Origin of the sequence: Legionella bozemanae (assembly GCF_001648595.1) — a bacterium.
Lineage (GTDB): Bacteria > Pseudomonadota > Gammaproteobacteria > Legionellales > Legionellaceae > Legionella > Legionella bozemanae.
Window position 1 is genome coordinate 13,864 of the sequence record NZ_LBAW01000024.1, and the last position, 21,910, is coordinate 35,773.

A 21,910-nucleotide genomic window follows, 5' to 3' on the forward strand; every position below is an offset into this window, starting at 1 on the left:
TAAGGAAAAATGGGGTTTTTATTACAATTTACATGATAAAACCAAAGGAAAACCTTATATTGCGATGTTAAAAGAAGGCTATAATTAATACATTATGTGTTATATTTTTATATTAGGCGAAACAAGGAGGTGCTTATGGCTACGAAGGATTCTAAAGAACGAGCCAAACCGAGCTCAAAAAGGGAGGGAGATTATTATCATATGGAATTGCGTCCGAAAACACAATTCAAAAAGTTTTGTACCCATGATATTAGCGACAGCAGTCATGAACGGATTGCTGGGAAAACGGAAAGTGGGAGCTGGTTAACCCAAAAATGGCTCAGCGATAAAGATAAAACCACCAAAGCTCAGCAACATGCAAGAAAGAAAATATTAAAAAGCATCACAAGAGGCAAGACCTCATTAAAAAGATGTCTATGATTTATTTGTTCTAAAGAGCTTATCTAAACAAGGAGAAAATCATGAAAGGAACAATGAAAATTATCGTTTTAAGCAGTATGTTTGTGATATCAAGTCACGTAATGGCTGATAATGCTGCGTCTACTCCAGCAAATCAGACTACTCAGCCAGCAGCTTCAAGTACTACTCCAGCAGCGAATACAGGTATGTGGATATGTACTACCAATGCGAGTAGTCCAACTTCTGGTTCACCTGATGAGCAGGCTGATCAGACAATGGCTAAAAATGCGGCCAATGGAGCTACTGCATTTGATTTTGCCTTAAAAAATTGCCGTGACTGCACAAAAATCACCTGTGAATTACAAACAAAACCTGCAGAATAAGAAAGTACTCCCCTAAGAAAATCCAGTGCTTTTATGCACTGGATTTTTTCTCATTAACTTATATTTACAGGAGGTTATTATGCCATGGAGTAAATCAAACTATCCGGATGCGATGAAAAATTTGGGCTCATCTACTCGTGAAAAAGCCATTGAAATAGCAAATTCACTTCTTAAAGAAGGATATGAGGAAGGCAGGGCAATTTCAATCGCAATCGATAGAGCAAAGAAAAAGAAATCATTTTTATATTTGTTTCACCTAGGTGCTTAGGGAGTTGTCACTTTATCTTATTTTCGATTCGTTTATCTGGAATAAACCAGATTATTGCAACAATTACATAAAGTATTTGAGCAATCCACGTATAAACATAAGCAAGGGGGATTGCCAAAGCATATAAGACAATAGAGATATTTCCTTTAAAGTCGTTTCCAATAGCTTTTGATACTAATGACTCTTTTCCTTCATGTAAAATAAGAGTATGCACGAGTATGGAATAAGAAATAGCGGCCATTAAAAGCACTATTCCATAAAATGAAGTCGGGGTAGCAGTAAAGTGATTTTCTCCCATCCATCCCGTTGCAAAAGGGAATAAAGAAATCCAAAATAAAAGATTTAGATTGGCCCAAAGCACCTTACCCGAAATACTTTCAGCAGCGGTAAATAAATGGTGATGGTTATTCCAATAAATGCCAATATAAATAAAACTTAATAGATAACTCAAAAAAATGGGGCCAAGGGGGATAAGGCTGGCGAAGGTATCTCCATGTGGAATTTTAATCTCCAATACCATAATTGTAATAATGATTGCGAGCACACCATCACTAAATGCTTCTAATCGTGTCGTTTTCATTTTTCTTCCTAATTGAACCTATAAATCCATTTTCTATTACAAATATTAGTTTAATTGATGATGAATCATTTAGAAACAAGCAATTGCCATTTGAAAAGAAGTAAAAATAATAAAAACAATAAGTTAGTTGCTTTATAAAAGTGTATGTTTCTTTCTGTTTTGAGGATCAAATTTTTCTCGTTCTCTTTTTAGATGGATTTTGTATTTGGACCTATTGACGGTGACTGAAAAATATGTAAAATTTATATTTTATTTTCACATTATTGTAAAATGCGTATCTTTTTAAGGTAAATTTATCATGGGTTCAAGATCTAAGCATGCCAAAATTTCATTATTTAGTGCAACAGCACTATCTGCTACTGCTATGGTAGGTTCCGGATGGCTCTTTAGTGCTCAGTTAAACGCTAAAATTGCGGGAAATTACTCATTTCTTGCATGGGTTCTGGCAGCATTATTGGTAATGGCGGTGGGACTATGTCTCGCGCAAGTCGCATCAATCTACCCAGTGCGTGGGGCAACTGCTCGGTCCAGTGCGTTGTCACACAATAGCACTTTTGGTATGCCTTTTGCTTTTGCCAATTGGTTTGGATTAATGGTAACGATTGGTACTGAAGCTCAAGCGACAACACAATATTTGGCTGCTGCAATTAAAAGTGATGTTTTAATCGCGGACAATGTCCTGACGGTTTACGGTAAATTATTTGCATTGAGTATCTTGGTTATTTATTTATTTATTAATTATTTTGGTATTAAGTTATTGGCCAAAATTAATAATACGGTGACAGTAATAAAAATTCTTAGCCCGATTTTTACTATTGTTATTTTTTTGATTATGCGTTTTGACACCAGCAATTTTACCTTAGATACAAATTCTCAATACGGAATTGGCTCTGCAATTACTGCAATCATTTCTGCTGGGCTAATCTATTCTTATAATGGATTTCAATTAGCAGTAGCCTTTGCCAGCGAGATTGAAAATCCAAAACGAAATATTCCTTTATCAATCATTCTTTCAATTGTAATTGTGATGTTGGTTTACATGCTGTTGCAATTATCCTTTATGGGCTCTGTGCCCCATAGTATGTTGGCAAGTGGTTGGAGTAGCCTTAATTTTCATTCGCCTTTAATTAATTTGGCAATGCTGCTTGGAGTAAATTTCTTAGCAATGATCTTAATTGCTGATAGTATCGTTAGCCCATCAGGTACAGGATATTCTTATTTAGGTGGTGCTTCACGAATGTTTTACGCTATGGCTAAAGAAGGCCAAATGCCAAAGAAAACCATTGGTAAATTACATCCTGAATATAATTTGTGTCGCCGCTCTTTGCTCATTAATTTTACGCTTACTGCAGTATTTCTCTGGAACTCCGATAGTTGGGCCTCATTAATGGTGATTGTGACCGGGTATCATTTAATTGGATATATGGCAGCTCCAATTAGTATGGGAGCGATTAAGCCAAGTACCAAATTATTTGGGCTAATCGTTTTTTGCATCCTTGGGGTCATGATGAGCACATTGCCTGCCAACGATTTCCTGAAGATGAATTTGTCCATTTCAATTTTGATGGTAATTTACGGATCAATACAAATCGCACGTCGAATGAAAGTAACCACATTATTAGTATTATCAACGCCTTTTCTAACTTATTTGTGGTTAATTTATTTTTATCAAAACATTTACTATATTCTGCTTGTGTCAGCTCTTTTTTATGCATTAATTACACATAAAGAATATGTCAAATTATGTAAAGAAACCCAATTTATTGCTGATGATGCGGCTGATATTGCAGTAAATGTCGATCAAGCTCAGCGAGCATAATATGGGTTCGTCCGTATTAACCTGAATCTTCTACACATCGCTGAAAAAACAGTCCAGCTCTACTCCGACGTCCCGCGGCTTGTCCGCGGGATCCAGAAGATCTGCGTTAAAACACTGGACTCTGCGGACAAGCCGGGGGCGTAGGCGAGATGTGATCAAGAGTCAGTATTAACGTAGTGTAATACGGACGGTATAAGCTAACATTTTTCAGCTACAACAAAGTATTTATGCCAATGTTTCATGGAGTGACCTAATGCATCTATTTCATCACTTTCTTCTTCCTCAAATAATTCGAGTTTAAACGGAAGAAATAACTGGTGTAATTCTTTGTAACTTAAAAATGTCATATCGGGTCTTTTATTTTTACTCCAATCATCATTTATTCCAAAAAAGGTTCCGGCAAATAGTCCGCCTGGATGTAGTGTTTTTAAAATCAATTTCCAAAATTTATAAAAAAACTCCGGTTTTAAAAAGGGGAGACTATAACTTGCGTTAATTAACTGGGGAATCGGAAGAGAAGTTAAAGACTCAAATGAAGTGACTTCTGTCTTTAGCTTATTTTTTAATGATGGGGGGCAGGAAGATAATAAAATGGATATTGATTCAGCTTGAGAATCAATCGCTAAAACTGACCAGTCATGCTTTAACAGTTCAAGAGAGTCTGAACCGGATCCGCATCCAAGATCAATCGCAAATTTTGGAAGGTTTAATTTATTTCTACAATGAAACAATTCAATTGCTTTCATTAAAGTTTTTCTAGGAAGAGTTTTTTGCTTTGTAATTTTATAATAATTAACCCAATTTTTATTATCCATATTATGTCCCATAGCTAGTTACCAATTGGTAACTAATTGACTGCTAAATAGTGCTTTTATATTCTCGATAATGGATTTGGAACCAAAAAGGAGAATCATTATGAAAGAAAAAATTATCAAAAAAATTGTTCGCGAAAAAGTATTAAAGAAAAGTAAGGGCTGGTGTGGGCCCGGTACCTGCATTGGATAATTAAACAGCATGCATCATATTGAATATAAATATGATGCATTGAATAAAACTTATCAGGTCTAAATTATGTACTGTCCTAATCTTAATGAATTAATACATTATAAAAATAATAAAATTATTTCTCGATACAATAAGGATTATCCTCATGCGATAATGCACGCGGAAGATGCTTTAAGGGAGTTAATGAAATTTATTTGGCTCTGTTTAAAACACAAGTCAGATAAGAAAAATAATCCAGAGAATGAATTACTCAACTTTACTTGTACTATCCATCCGGAAATGCGTGATATTGACAGCATGTGGCATACATTTCTTTTATTCACGAGAGATTATCATGAATTTTGTAGTAATTACCTTGGCGGGCTGTTCTTTCATCATGAGCCCATTGTAGACATGAATGACAATCACTTAGATGAATGCTATGAACACGAATTAACCTTATATTTATCCTATATATATGATAATTTGGGTGAAAATACATTGATGAAATGGTTTGGACAATAATTATAAATTTCGTGTTTCTACAAATTTACTTTCAGCAAGCATTATCCTATTCATATTTTTCTCGGTCCATGTTGTTAGTGAATTAAGAATACTACCTAACTCTTTTCCTAATGGAGTTAATGAATATTCAACTTTCATGGGTAATATTGGAAAAGAGCACCTTGCTATAAAGCCGAAACGTTCTAATTTCATTAATGTTTGGGTGAGCATTTTTGGAGAAATTCCTCCAATTTCACGTTTTAGTTCCCCGAAGCGAAACGTTTTATTTAATAATATATTAATGATTAAAATTGACCATTTATCACCAATTTTTTCTAACACATTATGTGATGGACATTGCTCATTATAAACAGAGAAATTTTTTTTAGACATGAGGTAAGGGCCATTAATAGAGAAAGTAGCAAGCATAACGTATACATATTAAAAAAATAAGAAAAACAATGAAGTTATGCCTATGGTATATGTAAAACACCAGTTCGTATTTGAATTTTTAAAGCAAGACAGAACCAATCGGTGTTTTGAGGCTAAGGGGCAAGACTTCCATTCTCAGTGTGCACTTGAGGGCTTGTAGGTGTCGCATTTCCCAAGCAGGGCTGATTATCAAAAAATCTATCCTTTCCCAGTTGTTTCACTGTGCTTGAACTGAAACTCTCCATCTTTTTTTGTTCCAATAATAGATTAACAACTTGCGTGAGTCGAGAAACCATTTTATGAATATCAGTAAATTGCGTATACCCATAATGTGCAGTAACACGAATATTGTTAGGAGGGCGTACATCGATTTCAAATTGTCCTAATTCACTGGATTGTTTTAACAGTGTTTCTATTTGCCTGACATCGCTAATTCCTTTAACACGAAAAACCAGCATAGCGCCTCGTCGCTTAGAATCGTCAGGAGTAATCCATTCAATTTTATCACCCAAAAACTGTTGCAGGAGCGCATGCATATAACGAGTGAGGCATTCTGATTTAGCAATTAATTTATCCCAACCAATCTGACTCATTGTTTTCATATAGACTTTTACTGGAGCAAGTGCAATAGGGGAGGGATTGCTGCATCTAAAGGCCCAGGCACCTTTTTGCATCATAATTTTGGCATCAAAATCATCGATTAATCCGAAGACTTTCTCTGAAGCTGCTGCTTTCCACCCTTGAATTGGGGGGTATTTTTCCAAATCTGTATTCTTATTAACATAAATACCAAAACCACTGCCTGCTGAACCACAAATATGTTTATAACTACAGCCCACAGCATAGGTCACAGGTAACATGTGCAGATTTAAAATTCTATTGCCTACCGTGTGAGCTAAATCGAGACCAACGATAATTTGATGTGTCGCAATTACATCCTTTAATTCGGTTAAGATACGATTTATATCAAGACGTTGCCCTGTGCTAAATACCAGATCAGATAAATGTAAAATCTGGATTTTATCTGCGTGCATTTTGATAAATGTAATAATCTCCTCTTCGTTATAAAGTCCTTTTTCATCAGGATAAATTTTTAGGGTAAGGGATGTAGGATTTGGAGTAAGTTTATGGTCGGTAAAAACACCAAAATTTTTAGCGGTTTGAATCCCTCTTTTTAAAATGGATTCAATAACCGCCTGATCGGAAAAAAACTCTTTTCCTAAATGACAGATTTGTGTTTTTCCTGATTGCCAATCAGTTAGGGTCGGACGGTAAAAAGTATCAATCAATCGACCTAGATTAGAAGATAAACCTTCCTGGGTATAGAGGAATTCACATGACTCTGAAAAACCGAGTATTGCCTGCATTGCTTTAATTGCATCTTCTTCAATATCGCAATCAAACCAGTTACCGCTTTGTTTGCGAGTTTCTGAAAAATGTCCTTCATGCAGCTGAGTTGCCTGTAACTTATTAATTCGATCGATTTCTTTTAAAGCAGGTTTAAATACAGGTCCTAAAGAATGACCGGCAAAAGAGGTTAAACCGCCATATTCGAATAAATCATGTAATTTTAAAGGGTCAATAGAATCCAAATAAGCAGCATCTTTTGGGGAAAAGATATCTAACTTCTCAGAAATTAAGCGAATAAATTCATCCGAGTTAGATACCATAGCTTCTATTAGGTCTTTCATAAATTCCCTCTAAGTAAAATAGATTTTTAAGTGCTCATATTAATCTTTTCTTTTATGTGATTCTATGGTCGTATTAAAAATCGACTTCTGTTCAAAGGCTGATTTGCTATTATTTGAATAAGTATTTTTATGGTAATTAAATATGATTCCTTTGTTTCGATGCTGGCATTTGTCTGATCTTGTACTTTTAATTCCTAATGTCTTGTGGTATTTAAAAAATAAGGATGTTATAAAATATGCCCTACCTACCGTTATGTTTTGGAGAGGACTTTCTTTAAGTTATTCAAATCTTTTAGAACTTTCAGATGAGAGAGGGTTAGAACTTGCTGGCTTTGATTTATACAGAGTTTCTGATTATTATCGTAAAAACCAACTGGAGAAATTAACTCCTAAGAAACTAGTAGTTAAAAATCAATTAACTATGAAAAAAATAGAGCATAAGATAAAGAAAAAATGGCTCTATTTATTAGTTGATTCTAAAGAAATTGTTTATGATTTCTTCTTTTTAGAAACTCCAAGTGACGAGATTGCGAAGCAATTTTTTGAACAATCACTTGATTTGAATGGCTTGCCTCCTAAAATTAATTCATTAATTCTCGACTTACCCAAGAAGTTTCAAGCTAAATACGATGACTTATGATTCCATCAAATTCAGCCCTAAATTGCTTTTTTATGAGAAAGATGCAGATAAAAACTCACCTCAATGTCAGAATCAAGCTTAGCCATCGTGTTAAGATTTAGATAAGTTCTCCTAAGTGAATGAGTGTGTAGTTGTGCTATATATTAACAATAGGCTTATTAAATCACGGTATCAATATGCCATCACTTCCACAAGAGGTATTGATAGAAAAAGCAAGCAAATGGCAGGGACGTTTTAGGGGCGATACTGCAAGTTTTAACAAGGAGGTTACTAACGAAGGCGTTTGCTTAGGGTTAGGAATTTGGCGTTTGTATAGCACATTAACAGGAAAATATAAAGAATATGAAAAGATATTAAAACTCATTTATGATTCTGACCCTCTTGCAGAAAATATTAGCCCCGAAGTTCATCAGGCATATGAGACCTTTATTCAAAATACTCTCTGGTTGCATCGAACGTTACGTGTTGAAGCCGGGACGCAACAGGATCGTATGGAAGGGGCTTTGGAAGCTTTATTTGAACGGGAAGGAGAGCCATTTCCTCTAACTTATCATCAGCAATTTGCAGGTATTATTACCGTTGAAGAACTCAAGGAAACTCTTGTAACCTATTTAACACTCGATCCGAGCAAACAACAAGGCCTAGGGTTTACTCTAAGTTGTAATAAACATTCTATATCGATAACACGTGTTGGTAATCAAATTGAAGTGATTGATCCTGCTTATGGAGAGTCCTGGATCATTGAAATACCTCAGAAAGAAACAGCAGAAGAAAATACAGCGGCACTTAAATCGGCTGTAAGTAAAATGTTTGACGAAGCAATTTACAGTGCTTTGCATTTTGATGAAGCAAAGTTTCAAGGAACATATACAGGGATACGTATGCACGTGTATTCGCGATTACGTGATCCAAATGCTGAAGTATTGCCAACTATTTATCCGTCTACTACTGAATTAGTAACTTCCATTTATGAAAAAAGAAAAGACACACTGGATCAGCAGGATAATTTTACAAAACTTGATGCATTAGCCTATGCAGTACAAAACGGTGATACAAAATTAGTAGAATATCTGGAGCGAACGCTAGGAGCTGTGAAACTTGACGCGTGTAAAAAACAAGCATTTAAAAGCGCTGTATCCTATGGGCAGCTTGAATTTGTCAGTCGTTATTATAAAAAAGAATATGTAGATCAAAACGTACTGGTTAATGCATTTTCCAACGGCGACAAGCAAGTAATTAATTTTCTTCTTGAAAAAGGACATCGTTTTGAGAAAAAGGCATTTGACTATGCACTTGCTTATGCTGCACGTTTAGACCAAGGTTATACTTTTAATCTGCTTTTAGAATACTATGATAAATTTCACAAAGAGCAACCTGATTTAGCAAGTCCTACGGAATTAATTTATGCAGGTACATTATACAAAACTCCTACGCCTTTATTAAATATCGCGGCGCAAAATAATAGTGTTGAAGTGATACGCATGTTATTAGCCAGAAAGGTTAATTTATCATTAACCGATGAATCAGGACGAAACTGCTTGCATTACCTTACTCTTCATCAACCAGAACTTTTTGTTGACATTGCATCACGTGATCCTGCTTTGCTACTCGCCAAGGACAAATTAGGTGAGCGTCCTATCCATCGATTATATCAAGCAGGGGGAAAGTTAAGTGAAAAAATTTATCCCATACTCATAAAAGAGGGGCACTGGTATGAAGCATATATCTTAGCGCTAAAAAATAATAACCAAAGCATGATTAAGCGGTGTCAAGAAAATATTACTTTTGCCGCAATGCTCCAGCATGAAGGGGGCGCGTCAAAAAATCGATTTGTGGAACTTTGTGAGATAGTCAGATTTGATGATGGACGAACGGTTCCGTTTATTCAAGCATTAGCGGGTATCAATTATACGGAACAAACTCAAGATACACTTCATAGTATCTATTTATTGGCACTCAAACAGGGTAATGTAGAAATTATAAATTCAGTGTTGCAAGTTGTTGCACCTGATCCCAATGTACTATTTCAAACAGGCGCTCTGGTTGCCTTATCTCCTTGGAAAGTGCTGACTCAACAACCTGAATTATTTGAGCTCATTGCGAAAAAAGTCGATATTAAAAAGTTAGCATTAGCGCAAGAACAATTAATCGAATACTACTTGATTGCTTTACATCATAAAAAAATCGATCTGTGTCAAGAAATTAGTGCACAAATTCTTGATAAAAATGCTTTATTACTCAAAAGTCCACGAAGCCAAACAGATCCCTTCATTTTTTTTGAAAAGGATGAAGCTGCTTTTAATCAGTTAATCAGCTCAATTGCCCTAGATGATTTAAAGCCTGCAGCTTTAAACCCAATGTATGTATTAGGATTAGTACATAACAACCAAGATGTATATGGAAAGTGTATTAAAAAATTGAAAGAAGATCCGCTTTTTCTTGCTCACACTGATGATCTTGATTTGTGTTATCAACGGAAAAATAACGCCTTATTTAAAGAATTATTTGCATTAAAAAAGGTTAATGAAGAATGGTGCAAAAAAATATTTATCAAATCATTGTATGAAAGGAACTATGAGGTAGCAGCAGCGATTTTGGAAAAATTCCCTCAACTTGTGAATACTCAAATCGACAATATTAATGGTGTACCTCAATATCCTTTGTGGGTGGCAATTCACCAAGGAAATGCGGAGCGATGCCAGTTTTTATTGGCTCATAATGCAAATCCCTACGAAAAAAGGCTCAGTTGTACTTTAATGCAAGAAGGGCAGAGACGTGGTCCGTTAAAAAAACTCTTCGACTCCTATGATACAAATATTAAGATCATGCAAAGTAAATTTTCAGAGGTTTTTGACCAACTCAAAGGCAATAAATGGAAGCTAACAAAAAAATATGGACTTTTTGGTGATTATACTGATGTGCTTGTTGTAAAAATAGGAGATAAATCGGTAAATTTCCCCAAGCAATTAAAAGAAATTTTGGATATTATATTCAAAACAAATAATGAAACCAGCATACCGATATTGAAAGCGCAAATCTCTAAGTTAATCGAAAGTATCGATTCGATTCCAGACAAGGTATTGCCTCAGCCCTTAAAACTAAGACTGTTAGAAACAATAAACTCTTCCCAACAAAAATTTGTAGCAATCGAACCATTGCAATTTGCCCCCAATCCTTTTCTTTTAACAGCTGGGGTTTATTCTGATAAGGAGTCTTTACTCCAAAAAGAAATGGATAAACTACATGATTCTGCATTACATGTGCCAAGATTATAAGCCAGCCGCTTATTGTTTAAAAAAGTAAGATGAACCAATTAGGTTTTGATTTGTCTTAAAAAATCAATGGAATCTGGCTTTGTAAGACCCCATTGACTTCTTATAAAGTGAATTTATACTGGAGCACTCTACTTATAATAGACTTTTTCCAGTTATGGGTTGAGTATAAACCCCGCTTTTATATTCTTGCCAGTTATCGGCAGGTTTGATGTCACATTTTTTGGAAACCATGTGCCATCCCGGTTGATATTTGTGACATGCTGCATGGATTGGTCCAACTGCTGCAATCAGGAAGGTTGCGAGTATTAATCCAGCTGCTGATTTGATCTTCATTTAGATCTCCTTATAACAATGTTACAACGCTGTGACTCGAAATACATCAATATGATTATATATTGATCAATTGGGATGTGCAAATTTATTTGTAGCAATCAATTGAAAAATAAGTAAATTTAAATTTTTAGTATCAGAAATCTAAAGCCAATTGATTCATTTTTAGGTTTTCTAAATGATTTTAACTATAGAATCAGAGGAGCACCTGACTAAATTGGTATCCAAAAACTTGATAAATAGAGTTGGAATTATGGTGATGTACTGCATGCATCGCGGTTCCTTTTTTAGTTTAACTACATAATACTCTTCATTAGCTGCATCTGGCCAAAATGAATATTTTGTTTGTACCATATTTCCCTTCAAAAAAGTACATTCAATCCTATGGTGAGCAACATTCTTTAAAATGGCAACTATTAGAGGCTTGAAGTTAAGAGACCAGATACTATGCCTTAATAAAACCTTAATATTGAAAGTATAAAATATGATCCATAAGTTCAATATTTTCTCTTTTTTTATTAATGTCATTAAGGATGCACACGTGAATAAAATTTTAACTTTGTCTCTTTTTATGATCATTGGATTATTCTGTTCCCACGCAAATGCGAAAACAATTAAACTTAATCCCAATGAGTCGAAGATGCTCGCAAATAATTCGCTATGGACGTTAAATGCTACGTGTGTTGTTCAAAGTACAAATCAAAATAAGAGCAAAATTAAAATTAATGTGATCAAGAACAGTGGTACGGTAAATGGAAAAAAACTATCTACTGGCCAAGGAACTCTAATCAACGTTAAAAATAACAGCAGTGTATCTGTGAGTGCAGAATCAGGCACCCAAATTAATCTTATTAATTTAGGATCAGATGAATTGCAAGCGGTTTGTTCTAGTTAAGTATTCACGCTATATTCTCACAAATTTTTTTATCCTATGTACTGTGCTTTTATGTGCGGTACTAGAGTTCTTGCTTTAAAAAAGAAACCCCTCATTTCTTGAATACCGTCTATAAAGTCCGCGAGAGCCTCATAAAATTTAAATAGGAAAATACGTATTCTGTTGTCTACAGTCATCCCTGCGTAGGCAGGGAGCCATCCATCAAAATAATTCAGAAATCAAATTGAGGCGCTGAGTATTACTATACTCAATTAAGTTAATTTTCCGTTATCTTGCCATATGATGTAGAGCATTTTTGTTAGGTTGGAAAAATAAAATATCCTATTAGAGCTTAGGATGTATATTGTAAATTCATCCCTGCTTTCGCAGGGATGGCAGAGATAATATATAGCTGCATTGATTTCTTTGTACTTTTTATGTTAAGTTGATTAAATGAGCAAATATCGTTCGCTAATTCTGTTGTTACTTATGAGTGCCCTCTTTCTTGCGCCACTCAAGGTGCCAACGTGCCCCAAACAAAGTACGACTGGACCTGCTGCTCTTTCTTTTGCGCTAACTCCTTGTTCTGTGCAGCAAACTATGAACAGCAGCTGCTTTTCAGCTTCATATTGGCTTCAAGATGAATTTAACCTCGAATCACAATGGATAGTACGAAGTTTTATTGGTTTACTCGGTTTCTTACTTCTTTTCTCAAAATATACTTCTCCCCTAGATGAAATTTATCGTCCTCCTATTTGATTTCTTTTTTATTTAAATTCGAATAATTATTAAGAGGAATCAAAATGAAAAAACTAATTTTGTCATTGTTGATGGCATTTATCTCATTTTCTGTTTTTGCCTCAGGTTTTAGCAGTGCTAATCCGGCTGATGCAATGATGTTTATTCAAAATCATAGTCCAATTTTTTATTTGGCTGGCTTCTTTGGCCTTGGGGTTTTATTGGCGTTTACCCCTTGTGTTTTACCTATGGTCCCGATCTTATCCAGTATTATTACAGGGCAAGGAGCTAATACAGGGCGTCATGCCTTTAAATTATCTTTAGGCTATGTAATGGGTATGGCAGTCACATATGCTGTAGCAGGAATGTTGGCAGCATGGTTTGGTTCAACAGTACAAACTTTAATGCAACAGCCGATGATTATTGGTGGTTTCAGTATCTTATTTACCATCATGGCCTTATGGTTACTGGGGGTTTTTGAATTACAATTGCCAATTTTGACACGATTTGCTCCAAAATCACGTCAACATGGTATTGTATCTGCAACTTTGATGGGAGCTTTATCTACCTTAGTCGTGTCTCCCTGTGTCACAGCACCTTTGATTGGCATCCTAACGTATATTGCTCAGAGCAAACATGTTGCTCAAGGTGGCCTATTGCTTTTTGTTTTAGCTTTAGGAATGGGGTTGCCTTTATTGATTGTAGGAGCAGGATACGGTCGTTTTTTACCAAGTTCTGGAGCTTGGATGATTCGTATTAAACAAATCTTTGCCATCATGATGTTTGCTATGGCTGCTTGGTTATTAAGCCGTGTTGCGCCACCATTTTGGATTGATTTGCTGTGGGTTGCAGTCTTGCTTATCGCTGCATGGGTTTTTGGTGCATTTCGTCAGGAGCATCGCCTAGGTGGACGATTGCTTCAAGGTGTGGCTCTTTTTTCCATAATGGGGGCAGGGGCTTTAGCCTATCACGCATTTTCACCTGCACCTGTGCTTCACTCAGTGAAACATGCTCCATTCCTAATGGTACATTCTCTTGAAGAAGTTAATGCCAAATTAGCAGAAGCAAGGGCAAGCAATCAACGTGTTTTTATCGAATTTTTTGCTGGATGGTGTAGTGATTGTCAGGCTATGGATAAGCATGTCTTTAACCAAGCTGCAGTCATTGATGCCATGCAGGGCTCAGTAAATCTTCGGGTTGATATCAGCGAAAAAACAGATGCAGTAGCCAAGATTCGTCAAGCGTTCCATATCTATGGTATCCCTACGATGCTATTTTATGATCAACAAGGAAAGCAGCTTACTCATTTAAGCTCTGTTGGACAGATATCTAAAGAAAAGACCTTGCAATTATTAGCGGAATTCAACAACAAATAGTATAGAACCTTACGTACCACACTTTACGTGCAGTACGTAAGGTTCTTAGGTTACTGTACTATTTTAATGAAATGAACAATAGTTTTTTTAGAGGATTATTCTTTAAGAAGAGATTCCAAGAGGATGAATTATCTACTTCTACTATATTCGAAGCCATATAATCCATATTCGCAAATACATTTACAATAATTTGTATTGCTTCTTTATCACGGGCAAGAAGATGTTCAAGCAGTTCTTTCAAACCCAGTTGGTTTTCCTGGAATCCCCAATACTCTGGATTGCTGATCATAAAGGCATCTATAGCAATTCCCGTTTTTAGATTTAACGTAATTGAGAAAAAAGCATCAGTAGCCATAACCTCTTCACGTGATAGATCTTCAGGAAGTTTATTGAGATCAATTTTTGTTGTGATCAAGGCGGTTAAACCAGTGTAATTGCCATCAATATCTTTGGTGGTTGAAGTAACGACTCCTTTGATAAAAATTGCATCACCATATTCTTCAGTATAGCTTTTCACAGTTGCTTCTAAAAGCTCAATGGCACTGGGAATCATTTCATTGCTTTCTTCACGAGTCAAAAACTTTGTAAGATCCAGGCCAAGAGAGCCTTTTAGGACAGTAGTCGGAGATGTACCATCACCATAATCATAACTGAGATTGTCGACTTTTATTTCGAAACTATTTTTTGAGCCGATTTTGCGATAAAGCCCATTAAAAGCGACTTTGGCCGCACGTTCGTTATTGATTTCTACTGCATCAAATTTTAGATGTGCAACAGTGGCTTGATCTTGAAATGGAGCGAGAATATTTGCAATCTCTGAGTTTAATAAATCAAGTGTACTGCTTGCAAACACACTGGAAAAAAGACTGAAACTTAAGCCAATAGAACAAAAGAATTTTTTCATTATAAACATCCTGTTTTATTAAAATTTGTTTGGGTTTATCAGTTCCATATTTTTCTTACAACATGAAGTTAGAACCTCAAAATTGCTTTATAAAACTGAGCGGAGCTATTATGGCATTCTTTTGTAGCAAAAAAAATCTTTGCTAAATCTTTAGGGAAACTAGAAATACTGTGCTTTTAATTGTTTTTCCGGTTGAGCCATTTGATTCACATATTTCTGGAGGATATTCCGAATCTCCATTTGTATATTTTTTTACTGCAAGAGCAAGCAAGAATAGATTTATTTTTATCCGTCCTAATTGATAATGATAATCATTATCAATTAGGATATATATCGTTTTTAATAATCTTTATTAACTATGATTAAAATAATTGCAACTCTTACTGCAATTTTTCTGATGCCACTTAATATTTTTGCAGAACCTGCCGTACTGGAATGGCGTCCGAAACGATTCTCCTATGAGGGGCATATATTTTTTAATGCGACCAATTCAGCAGTACAAGGAGAAAGGTATTTGCTTAATCAGCAATTATCCAATGTGAAATTAGGTTCTGAATTGCAGATTAACGATTGGAATAAAACAAAGGGATTGCTAATTTACAATACATTGCCTACTCCTATAAACCCGCAATTTTATTTTGACCAACTTTATCATGAGATTAAAAATCCCAATTCACATTGGTATCTTGAGGGTGGGAGAAAGTGGGTGGCTTTTGGCAATTATAAAAGTGATCTTATTTACAAACCTTTGACCAAGGCTTTAGGTCAAACTAATGAATTAACTGCAGTAATAGGATACGATACGGATTGTTATATGAATGTGTCTTTATTTTCTCCTTATTCACGCATCAGTTCCTCTTCTCTCCCTTATTATAATTTAAATGTTGGTGCTCATAAAAAAAATTATGATATTGGCGGCAGCTACTTATACTCTTTAGCTGATAGCCAGCTTTTTCAATACAATAAAGGGTTTGGTGGTTTTTTGGAGAGAACTATCCACAGCAAAGTCCCCGGTTTTGCTGCTTATGCAAATTTAAACTATAAAAAAGTGGGCGCCAATTTAACGTATGTTACCGCAGTTCATTCATTCCAACCTTCGGAACTGAGCTATAATCAAAAGGGGGCTAAACCCCAAGCTTTTAGCCTTCAAAGCAGTTATGAATTAATAATAAAAAAAACTCCCATGAAACTGATTGGATTCTACGAACATTCTTCCGAAGCTTTAGCATTAAGAATACCCAAGCAGCGACTTGGTATAGGTCTTGCTGCATATCCCAAACGCTATCTTACTGCGCAATTTCAATACTTCAAAGATTATGAGTACAGTTCCAAGGATGAGGCTTCGGGCTTAGACAAGGCTATTTTGGGGTCTTCTGCGAAAGTAAATACGTTTGCTTTGCAGCTCATATTGAATTTTTAAATTCCTACAGAGAAGCATTTTTTAATAAAAATTTTTTGTTAATTATTGCAAATGAGAATTATTATCGTTTATATTGCAAATGATAATGATTCTCATTTTTATTGGACTGCATGATTTGGGTGTAGACAATCAGAACATTGTCTCTATGAATAACAACTTAAGCTATAAGACAATAAAGAGGGTGGTGTGTATGATTTTATCGAGTTCTCACGTTAATGAGTTAAACGTTCAATTACGTTCATTATTATTGGATACTGATTTTCCTGTTTCATCCAAACAAATGGAGCGTTTTCTTTTTACCTCTTATCAGCAGTGTTTTAATCGGTTAAAAAGGGCAGCTTTTTCAGAAGGGTTAATTGATAAAAAAGTAACGAGCCAATCCATTGCTACTTATCTTGAGCTCTTGAAGATTTATTCAAAAAATCGAAAAATTCGCTTTAAAAATTGGCACTCGTTAAATGAAGAATTAAATGAAAGCATTGCGAATCAGGCTCTAGCTCTTGCATATCAATATCAATGGCATAAAAAAATTAGACAACAGGCAAAAGGTTACTCGAATTTATGGTCTTGGCTAATCGAGCAATTTGATCAGCAGCAAGTACTTAATTTCTTAGAACAATGGGGTTGCATGGGGCATCCATCTCATCCTAATTTTCGTGCCAAAATAGGCTTTAACCGTAGAGAGGTTGTGCAATATTCTCCTGAATTCAATTCAGAAGTCACTATTTGCTGGGCTGCAATTCATCATTCTCTAGCATTTACCTCAACGTCAAAATCTGTTTATCATTGGTTATTTAGTAATCACTTTCCCAAAGAGTACACTTTGTGGAGTGAATCGCTACGATTTAAAAAGTTAAAACCAGAAGATTATTATCCGCTACCTATTCATCCTTGGCAGTGGGCTAATAAATTACAAACACTCACAAAACCATTATTTGATGGACAGCAATTTATCGTCAATCCAGTATTTCAACAAACAAAACCCTCGATGTCATTTCGTACAATGATGCCACTTGCAAAACATGGCCCGCATCTTAAATTGGCTGTAGGCGTACATACCACCTCGTCTTTACGTACGGTTTCTCCCGCATCAGTAAGTAACTCTTCTATCTTGTCACAATGGCTCAATGAATTACTTGCGCAAAATCATTATTATAGAGGGCAATTATTTTTGGCGCGTGATTTAGCAGGTATCAATACGTTACATCCGTCCATTCCTGATAATGAAAAGAAACATTTGGCACTCATAGTTCGTGAAAACCCTTTGCAATGGATAAGATTAAATCAAAAACTTGTTCCTGTGGCGTCTCTCTTTAAACAGTCACCAATCAGTCAACGATCTTTATTGAGCGAACTCATTGAACTAAGCCAAAGCAATCCGGTACGTTACTTTACTGAGTATTGCCGCTGCGTTTTAACAAGTCAGTTGCATCTATTATTATGTTATGGGATTGCATTGGAAGCACACCAACAAAATACGTTAATTATTTTTCAAGCAAATCGTCCTTCGGGCCTTGTAATACGAGATCTCGGAGGTATTAAAATTTGCAGCCATTCGCTTTATGAGAAAGTAATTAAACCCACACTACATCCAGATTCGACCATAACCTGTACTGGGCTAAGTGAACTGAGCGATAAATTTATACATGGTAATTTGCTGAGTAATTTGGCTTATGGGATTGATTGTTTGAGTGTCGATTATAAGCTATCTAAACCTATTCTTTGGCAAAAGGTAAGGCAAATTCTCGATCACATTTTAGAGGAGCTTAGAACTAAAACTGAACCGCAAATTTATCATTGGCATCGAAAGAAATTGCTTGTTGAACCTTGGCAACAAAAATGTTTGCTGGCTATGCGACTTCATGAAAATCAAAACCAAGATTTATTTTCCATGATTCGAAATCCACTGAGCAGAAATTATGCCTAAATCACTTCAGCCGCTCATCTTAACAAGTCAATTTTTTATGATCTTGGCTTTAGAAATGACAAATCCTTTCTTGTCTTTGCTCATTGCTTCTCAAAATGAAGGATCATTACAGGATGCGGTATTTTACAGCATGCTTGGTTTCATATTGCCTATGCTTGCCAACATCATCATGGCTCCAATTTGGGGGATTGCGGCTGATCGTTATGGTTATAAATCTATGTTAATGCGGGCATCCTGGGCATTGGTATTTACCCAACTGGCTATGATGTTTGCACCTTCTCTCTTTTGGATTTTAACCATTCGTGTTTTTCAGGGAGCTTTTGCTGGCTTTATTGTATCCATGCAAACTTATTCTTTAAGCCTTTGTGAGTGGCATCATAAAAGTAGACAATTAGCGCGTTTACAATCGGCAAAGGCAATTGCTACAACTCTAGCTGGTTTCATAGGGGGAATAATTTTAGCCGCTACCAATTACCAAGGATTATATGGCATAGCTACGGTTATTTGCCTAGCTATAACGCTTATTATGTACTATTATCTGCCGGCTGTACAAAAAAAAGCGAATAAAAATCTGGATCAAAAGCGCAATAGATTGCGTGTTGATTCGAAGCCAATTTACTTTCTATGCTTTTTGATTACTTTGACTCAAGTCATTAAATTTTTGCCTGATCCGGGATTGTCTTTGTTTATCAACGATTCTTTCTCTCATAATTTAGTTCTTATCGGTCTGCTTTATTCTCTTCCTGCGGCGGGCATGTTAGCGAGTTCTGAATGGTGTGGACGTCAGTTTGATCAATGCCGCTCTGACATTTCTTTAGTACATGGTTATTTAGTACGTTACAGTATACTCGGTTTAATTCTTATGCTATGCCAAGCAAGTACAAGCAATCTCTTTCTTTTTGCCTGTTTCCGTATCCTATGGGGAGTAGTTTTAGCTGCTTTATTACCTGCATTGTGTGCTCTTTTAAGTGATCGTTATTCTTTACCTGGTTATGCACTTGGGTTAGCAAATTCTTTTGCCAAATTGGGAAATCTCATTGGCCTATTACTCGGAGGCATGCTAATGAATTGGCTGTCTTATTCAGCATTGTTTGTGATTCTCGCAAGCTTCTATGGTTTATTTGCTCTTTTTGTGGCGGGGTTTCATGGATTTTTTATCAATCCAGATCCAGTGCCTCAGATTTCCAACACGTATTCTGATAGAACATCATGACCAATAGGGCACTTCTACTCATATTATTTACCTGGTTTTTTGGGAATTTAGATATTCATTTTATTACTCCGGCCTTGCCTAAATTAGCTCATTCTTTTTCAGTGAAACCGAACATAGCTCAATTAACCATTAGCCTTTTTTTACTGGGAAAGGCATTAAGTATGATCTTGTGGGGAGTTCTTTCTGAACGTTATGGCAGAAAACCTATATTTATTTGGGGTTTATTATTGTATTTACTCTCTAATTTTCTAGCTGCATTGAGCCCTTCTATTGAAGCTTTATTATTGTGTCGTTTTTTTCAGGGAATGGCCGTAGGAGCAACCTTGCTTATGGGGAGGGCAATGATTAACGATATTCATGATGAACAACATGCAACCCAGTACTTTGCTTGGTTTTTTACTCTTGGAGGTCTTTTTATATGCTTTTTACCTTTTTTGGGCGGCTTAATTAATAGTCATTGGAATTGGCAGATTGCCTCTATAATTATTGCATTCTATGCGCTGCTTCTATTTCCTTTGAGCATCGGGATACAGGAAACAAAAACTAATCATTCGTTGAGTTTGAGTTTTAGAGAAATAATAACTACAGTTTTTCGACATCCTATTTTTGTTGGTTATTTATTGATTTCAGCATTAATGATGGCTGGTGAATCTGCTTTTAATACTTCTGCATCATTTATTTTGATTAAAGGTGCTCAATGGACTTCTACCCAGTATGGTCTTGCTAAAACAGTTATGGCAATTATGCATTTATTAGGAACAGCATGCTGCGGTGTCTTGGTTAAGTATTACTCAAGTAGACAACTCACCGCGTTTGGCGTTTATTTCTTTGCTTTTTCCGCAGTTTTAATGTGGCTGTTTAGTCTGCTTTCTAACACGATTTACCTTATTTTTATTATCCCGATGGTGGTCTATTATTTCGGTACAGGGTTTATTGTGGCGAGTGCAACTTCTGCAGTTGTACGTCCTTTCCCGAAACAAATGGCATTGGCATTAGCTTTAACCCTATTTTGCCAATTCAACTGCTCCGCTTTATTTAGTTTTATTACAAGCGTCATTGGTATTAAAGAGGTAAGTTCTTTTATGCGTTTACTGTGCTTGATTGGTTTTTTCAGTTTAATTACTTTAAGTCGACTTAAGTTGAATGAAAAAAAACTATCCCAACACAGTGTTGTTATACAATAAAAATTGTTGTTCTTAGCTTCCTAGATGCATCTTCATTCCTTCAGTGGTATGTCCTAAGAAAGGCTCTTCATCCATTAAAAGCGTTTGTAATTTATCAATCTGCCACAACTTATTTTGCAAATGATTGGCAGATTTTGAAAATAAAAAGGAAATAGGGACTCTATTTGCAGCAATTTTACCCAGTTCAGTATTGAGCTTTTTACGTACTATTTCGAGTACTCCGTGGAGGTGAACTGCCATTTCTTTTTTATCAAGAAAAGAAGAGTAATCGATGTATGGGGTTATCTCAAAAAAGCCTTGCTCTCTGACCCAGGTACAATGATCACAAGCTGTTTTTAGAAGCTTTTTCTTTTTTTTTAAAGGTAATTCAATATTTTTTGTTAATTTTAATAAATGCTTTGCATCAGTGAGTAATGCTTGCATAACCGCTTGATTTTGTTGCCAGGCTTCTTTTTTAGCAGGTGATGTTGAATGTTCATAATTTCTGCAAATTCTTCTCAGATCACCTAAAATACGTTCGTCATTAAAAGGTTTTTTCTTGTTTAATCCTCCAATAACCCAAAATAAAAGAAAACGATATACCTTACTTCCTTCAATATTCTCTAATTGAGGTAATTTCTGATGTATGCGAGGTTTTTTCAAATTTAAAAGGATCTCATCATATTGATCATTATGCATTTCTACCTGACCAGCAGAGAACAGATAGAGGTGACGCATGCATGTTGAAAGCTCGATTGGGTTAATTCTTCGTCGAAACAATTCAAGAGGGCACTGTTCGCCTTTTGGCTTTTGATAATCAATAAGATGCAAAAGTCTTAATAAGCTAAAATCGATACGCATGTATTTATTCTCTATTTTTAATTGACACTAAAAATTAAAATGAAGAAATGACAAAAAATGACAATCATGATTTTTTATATTACAGACAGTTACCTATAAAAAGCAACATGTTTGATATCAGAATAGGGA

Annotated in this window: 21 protein-coding genes; 14 read left to right on the top strand and 7 right to left on the bottom strand. The window is 35.5% G+C overall.

Going from position 1 to position 21,910, the window contains the following annotated elements:
• Positions 1–135 precede the first annotated feature (135 nt).
• From A8O27_RS14965 to A8O27_RS14975, 3 genes are all read left to right on the top strand, one after another.
• The gene (locus tag A8O27_RS14965; RefSeq protein ID WP_058458553.1) at positions 136–420 is read left to right on the top strand and encodes a hypothetical protein; all 285 of its coding nucleotides are present in this window, start codon (positions 136–138) and stop codon (positions 418–420) included.
• A 41-nt stretch (positions 421–461) separates the two neighbouring features.
• The gene (locus A8O27_RS14970) at positions 462–782 is read left to right on the top strand and encodes a hypothetical protein (protein ID WP_058458552.1); all 321 of its coding nucleotides are present in this window, start codon (positions 462–464) and stop codon (positions 780–782) included.
• Positions 783–861: 79 nt separating this feature from the next.
• Complete coding sequence (locus A8O27_RS14975) at positions 862–1,050, top strand: DUF2188 domain-containing protein (protein WP_058458551.1); 189 nt, start codon at positions 862–864, stop codon at positions 1,048–1,050.
• Positions 1,051–1,057: 7 nt separating this feature from the next.
• On the opposite strand, the gene A8O27_RS14980 is transcribed toward A8O27_RS14975, so the two are convergent.
• The gene (locus tag A8O27_RS14980) at positions 1,058–1,630 is read right to left on the bottom strand and encodes a TMEM175 family protein (RefSeq protein ID WP_058458550.1); all 573 of its coding nucleotides are present in this window, start codon (positions 1,628–1,630) and stop codon (positions 1,058–1,060) included.
• A 298-nt stretch (positions 1,631–1,928) separates the two neighbouring features.
• Here A8O27_RS14980 and A8O27_RS14985 point away from each other — a divergent pair, with 298 nt between their 5' ends.
• A complete protein-coding gene (locus A8O27_RS14985) occupies positions 1,929–3,449 on the top strand; it encodes an APC family permease (RefSeq protein ID WP_058458549.1) in 1,521 nt (506 codons plus the stop codon).
• Between the two features lie 197 nt (positions 3,450–3,646).
• Here A8O27_RS14985 and A8O27_RS14990 read toward each other — a convergent pair whose 3' ends face one another.
• The gene (locus A8O27_RS14990) at positions 3,647–4,264 is read right to left on the bottom strand and encodes a class I SAM-dependent methyltransferase (protein ID WP_058458548.1); all 618 of its coding nucleotides are present in this window, start codon (positions 4,262–4,264) and stop codon (positions 3,647–3,649) included.
• A gap of 256 nt (positions 4,265–4,520) precedes the next feature.
• On the opposite strand from A8O27_RS14990, the gene A8O27_RS14995 reads away from it, so the two are divergent.
• The gene (locus A8O27_RS14995) at positions 4,521–4,958 is read left to right on the top strand and encodes a glycine-rich domain-containing protein (protein WP_058458547.1); all 438 of its coding nucleotides are present in this window, start codon (positions 4,521–4,523) and stop codon (positions 4,956–4,958) included.
• Here the strand turns inward: A8O27_RS14995 and A8O27_RS15000 are convergent, their stop codons facing one another.
• Together A8O27_RS15000 and A8O27_RS15005 are read right to left on the bottom strand one after the other, a co-directional pair.
• Complete coding sequence (locus A8O27_RS15000; protein WP_058458565.1) at positions 4,959–5,330, bottom strand: winged helix-turn-helix transcriptional regulator; 372 nt, start codon at positions 5,328–5,330, stop codon at positions 4,959–4,961. It lies immediately after the preceding gene.
• Between the two features lie 152 nt (positions 5,331–5,482).
• Positions 5,483–7,060 (bottom strand): kynureninase/PvdN C-terminal domain-containing protein, encoded by a 1,578-nt coding sequence (locus A8O27_RS15005; protein ID WP_058458546.1) that lies wholly within the window; start codon positions 7,058–7,060, stop codon positions 5,483–5,485.
• Between the two features lie 142 nt (positions 7,061–7,202).
• Here A8O27_RS15005 and A8O27_RS15010 point away from each other — a divergent pair, with 142 nt between their 5' ends.
• Together A8O27_RS15010 and A8O27_RS15015 are read left to right on the top strand one after the other, a co-directional pair.
• A complete protein-coding gene (locus tag A8O27_RS15010; protein WP_058458545.1) occupies positions 7,203–7,700 on the top strand; it encodes a hypothetical protein in 498 nt (165 codons plus the stop codon).
• Positions 7,701–7,876: 176 nt separating this feature from the next.
• On the top strand, positions 7,877–10,975 hold the full coding sequence (locus tag A8O27_RS15015) for an ankyrin repeat domain-containing protein (RefSeq protein WP_058458544.1): 3,099 nt from the start codon (positions 7,877–7,879) through the stop codon (positions 10,973–10,975).
• Positions 10,976–11,107: 132 nt separating this feature from the next.
• Here A8O27_RS15015 and A8O27_RS15020 read toward each other — a convergent pair whose 3' ends face one another.
• On the bottom strand, positions 11,108–11,308 hold the full coding sequence (locus A8O27_RS15020) for a hypothetical protein (protein ID WP_058458543.1): 201 nt from the start codon (positions 11,306–11,308) through the stop codon (positions 11,108–11,110).
• 538 nt (positions 11,309–11,846) lie between these two features.
• Here A8O27_RS15020 and A8O27_RS15030 point away from each other — a divergent pair.
• From A8O27_RS15030 to dsbD, 3 genes are all read left to right on the top strand, one after another.
• Positions 11,847–12,200, top strand: coding sequence for a hypothetical protein (locus tag A8O27_RS15030; RefSeq protein ID WP_058458541.1), 354 nt, complete (start codon positions 11,847–11,849; stop codon positions 12,198–12,200).
• A gap of 432 nt (positions 12,201–12,632) precedes the next feature.
• Entirely contained in the window at positions 12,633–12,938 is a 306-nt protein-coding gene (locus A8O27_RS15035) for a hypothetical protein (RefSeq protein ID WP_058458540.1), read from the top strand.
• Between the two features lie 44 nt (positions 12,939–12,982).
• Entirely contained in the window at positions 12,983–14,293 is a 1,311-nt protein-coding gene (gene dsbD, locus A8O27_RS15040; protein WP_058458539.1) for a protein-disulfide reductase DsbD, read from the top strand.
• 58 nt (positions 14,294–14,351) lie between these two features.
• Here the strand turns inward: dsbD and A8O27_RS15045 are convergent, their stop codons facing one another.
• Entirely contained in the window at positions 14,352–15,197 is an 846-nt protein-coding gene (locus A8O27_RS15045; RefSeq protein WP_058458538.1) for a hypothetical protein, read from the bottom strand.
• A 358-nt stretch (positions 15,198–15,555) separates the two neighbouring features.
• Here A8O27_RS15045 and A8O27_RS15050 point away from each other — a divergent pair, with 358 nt between their 5' ends.
• From A8O27_RS15050 to A8O27_RS15065, 4 genes are all read left to right on the top strand, one after another.
• Positions 15,556–16,617 (top strand): LbtU family siderophore porin, encoded by a 1,062-nt coding sequence (locus A8O27_RS15050; protein ID WP_058458537.1) that lies wholly within the window; start codon positions 15,556–15,558, stop codon positions 16,615–16,617.
• A gap of 190 nt (positions 16,618–16,807) precedes the next feature.
• Positions 16,808–18,544: an IucA/IucC family protein gene (locus A8O27_RS15055; protein WP_058458536.1), complete on the top strand. Its 1,737-nt coding sequence runs from the start codon at positions 16,808–16,810 to the stop codon at positions 18,542–18,544.
• The gene (locus A8O27_RS15060) at positions 18,537–19,757 is read left to right on the top strand and encodes an MFS transporter (RefSeq protein WP_058458535.1); all 1,221 of its coding nucleotides are present in this window, start codon (positions 18,537–18,539) and stop codon (positions 19,755–19,757) included. The genes A8O27_RS15055 and A8O27_RS15060 overlap by 8 nt, the downstream gene beginning before the upstream one ends.
• Positions 19,754–20,941 (top strand): MFS transporter, encoded by a 1,188-nt coding sequence (locus tag A8O27_RS15065; protein ID WP_058458534.1) that lies wholly within the window; start codon positions 19,754–19,756, stop codon positions 20,939–20,941. Before A8O27_RS15060 ends, A8O27_RS15065 begins: the two co-directional genes overlap by 4 nt.
• A gap of 12 nt (positions 20,942–20,953) precedes the next feature.
• Here A8O27_RS15065 and A8O27_RS15070 read toward each other — a convergent pair whose 3' ends face one another.
• Complete coding sequence (locus A8O27_RS15070; RefSeq protein ID WP_058458533.1) at positions 20,954–21,781, bottom strand: hypothetical protein; 828 nt, start codon at positions 21,779–21,781, stop codon at positions 20,954–20,956.
• Positions 21,782–21,910 lie beyond the last annotated feature (129 nt).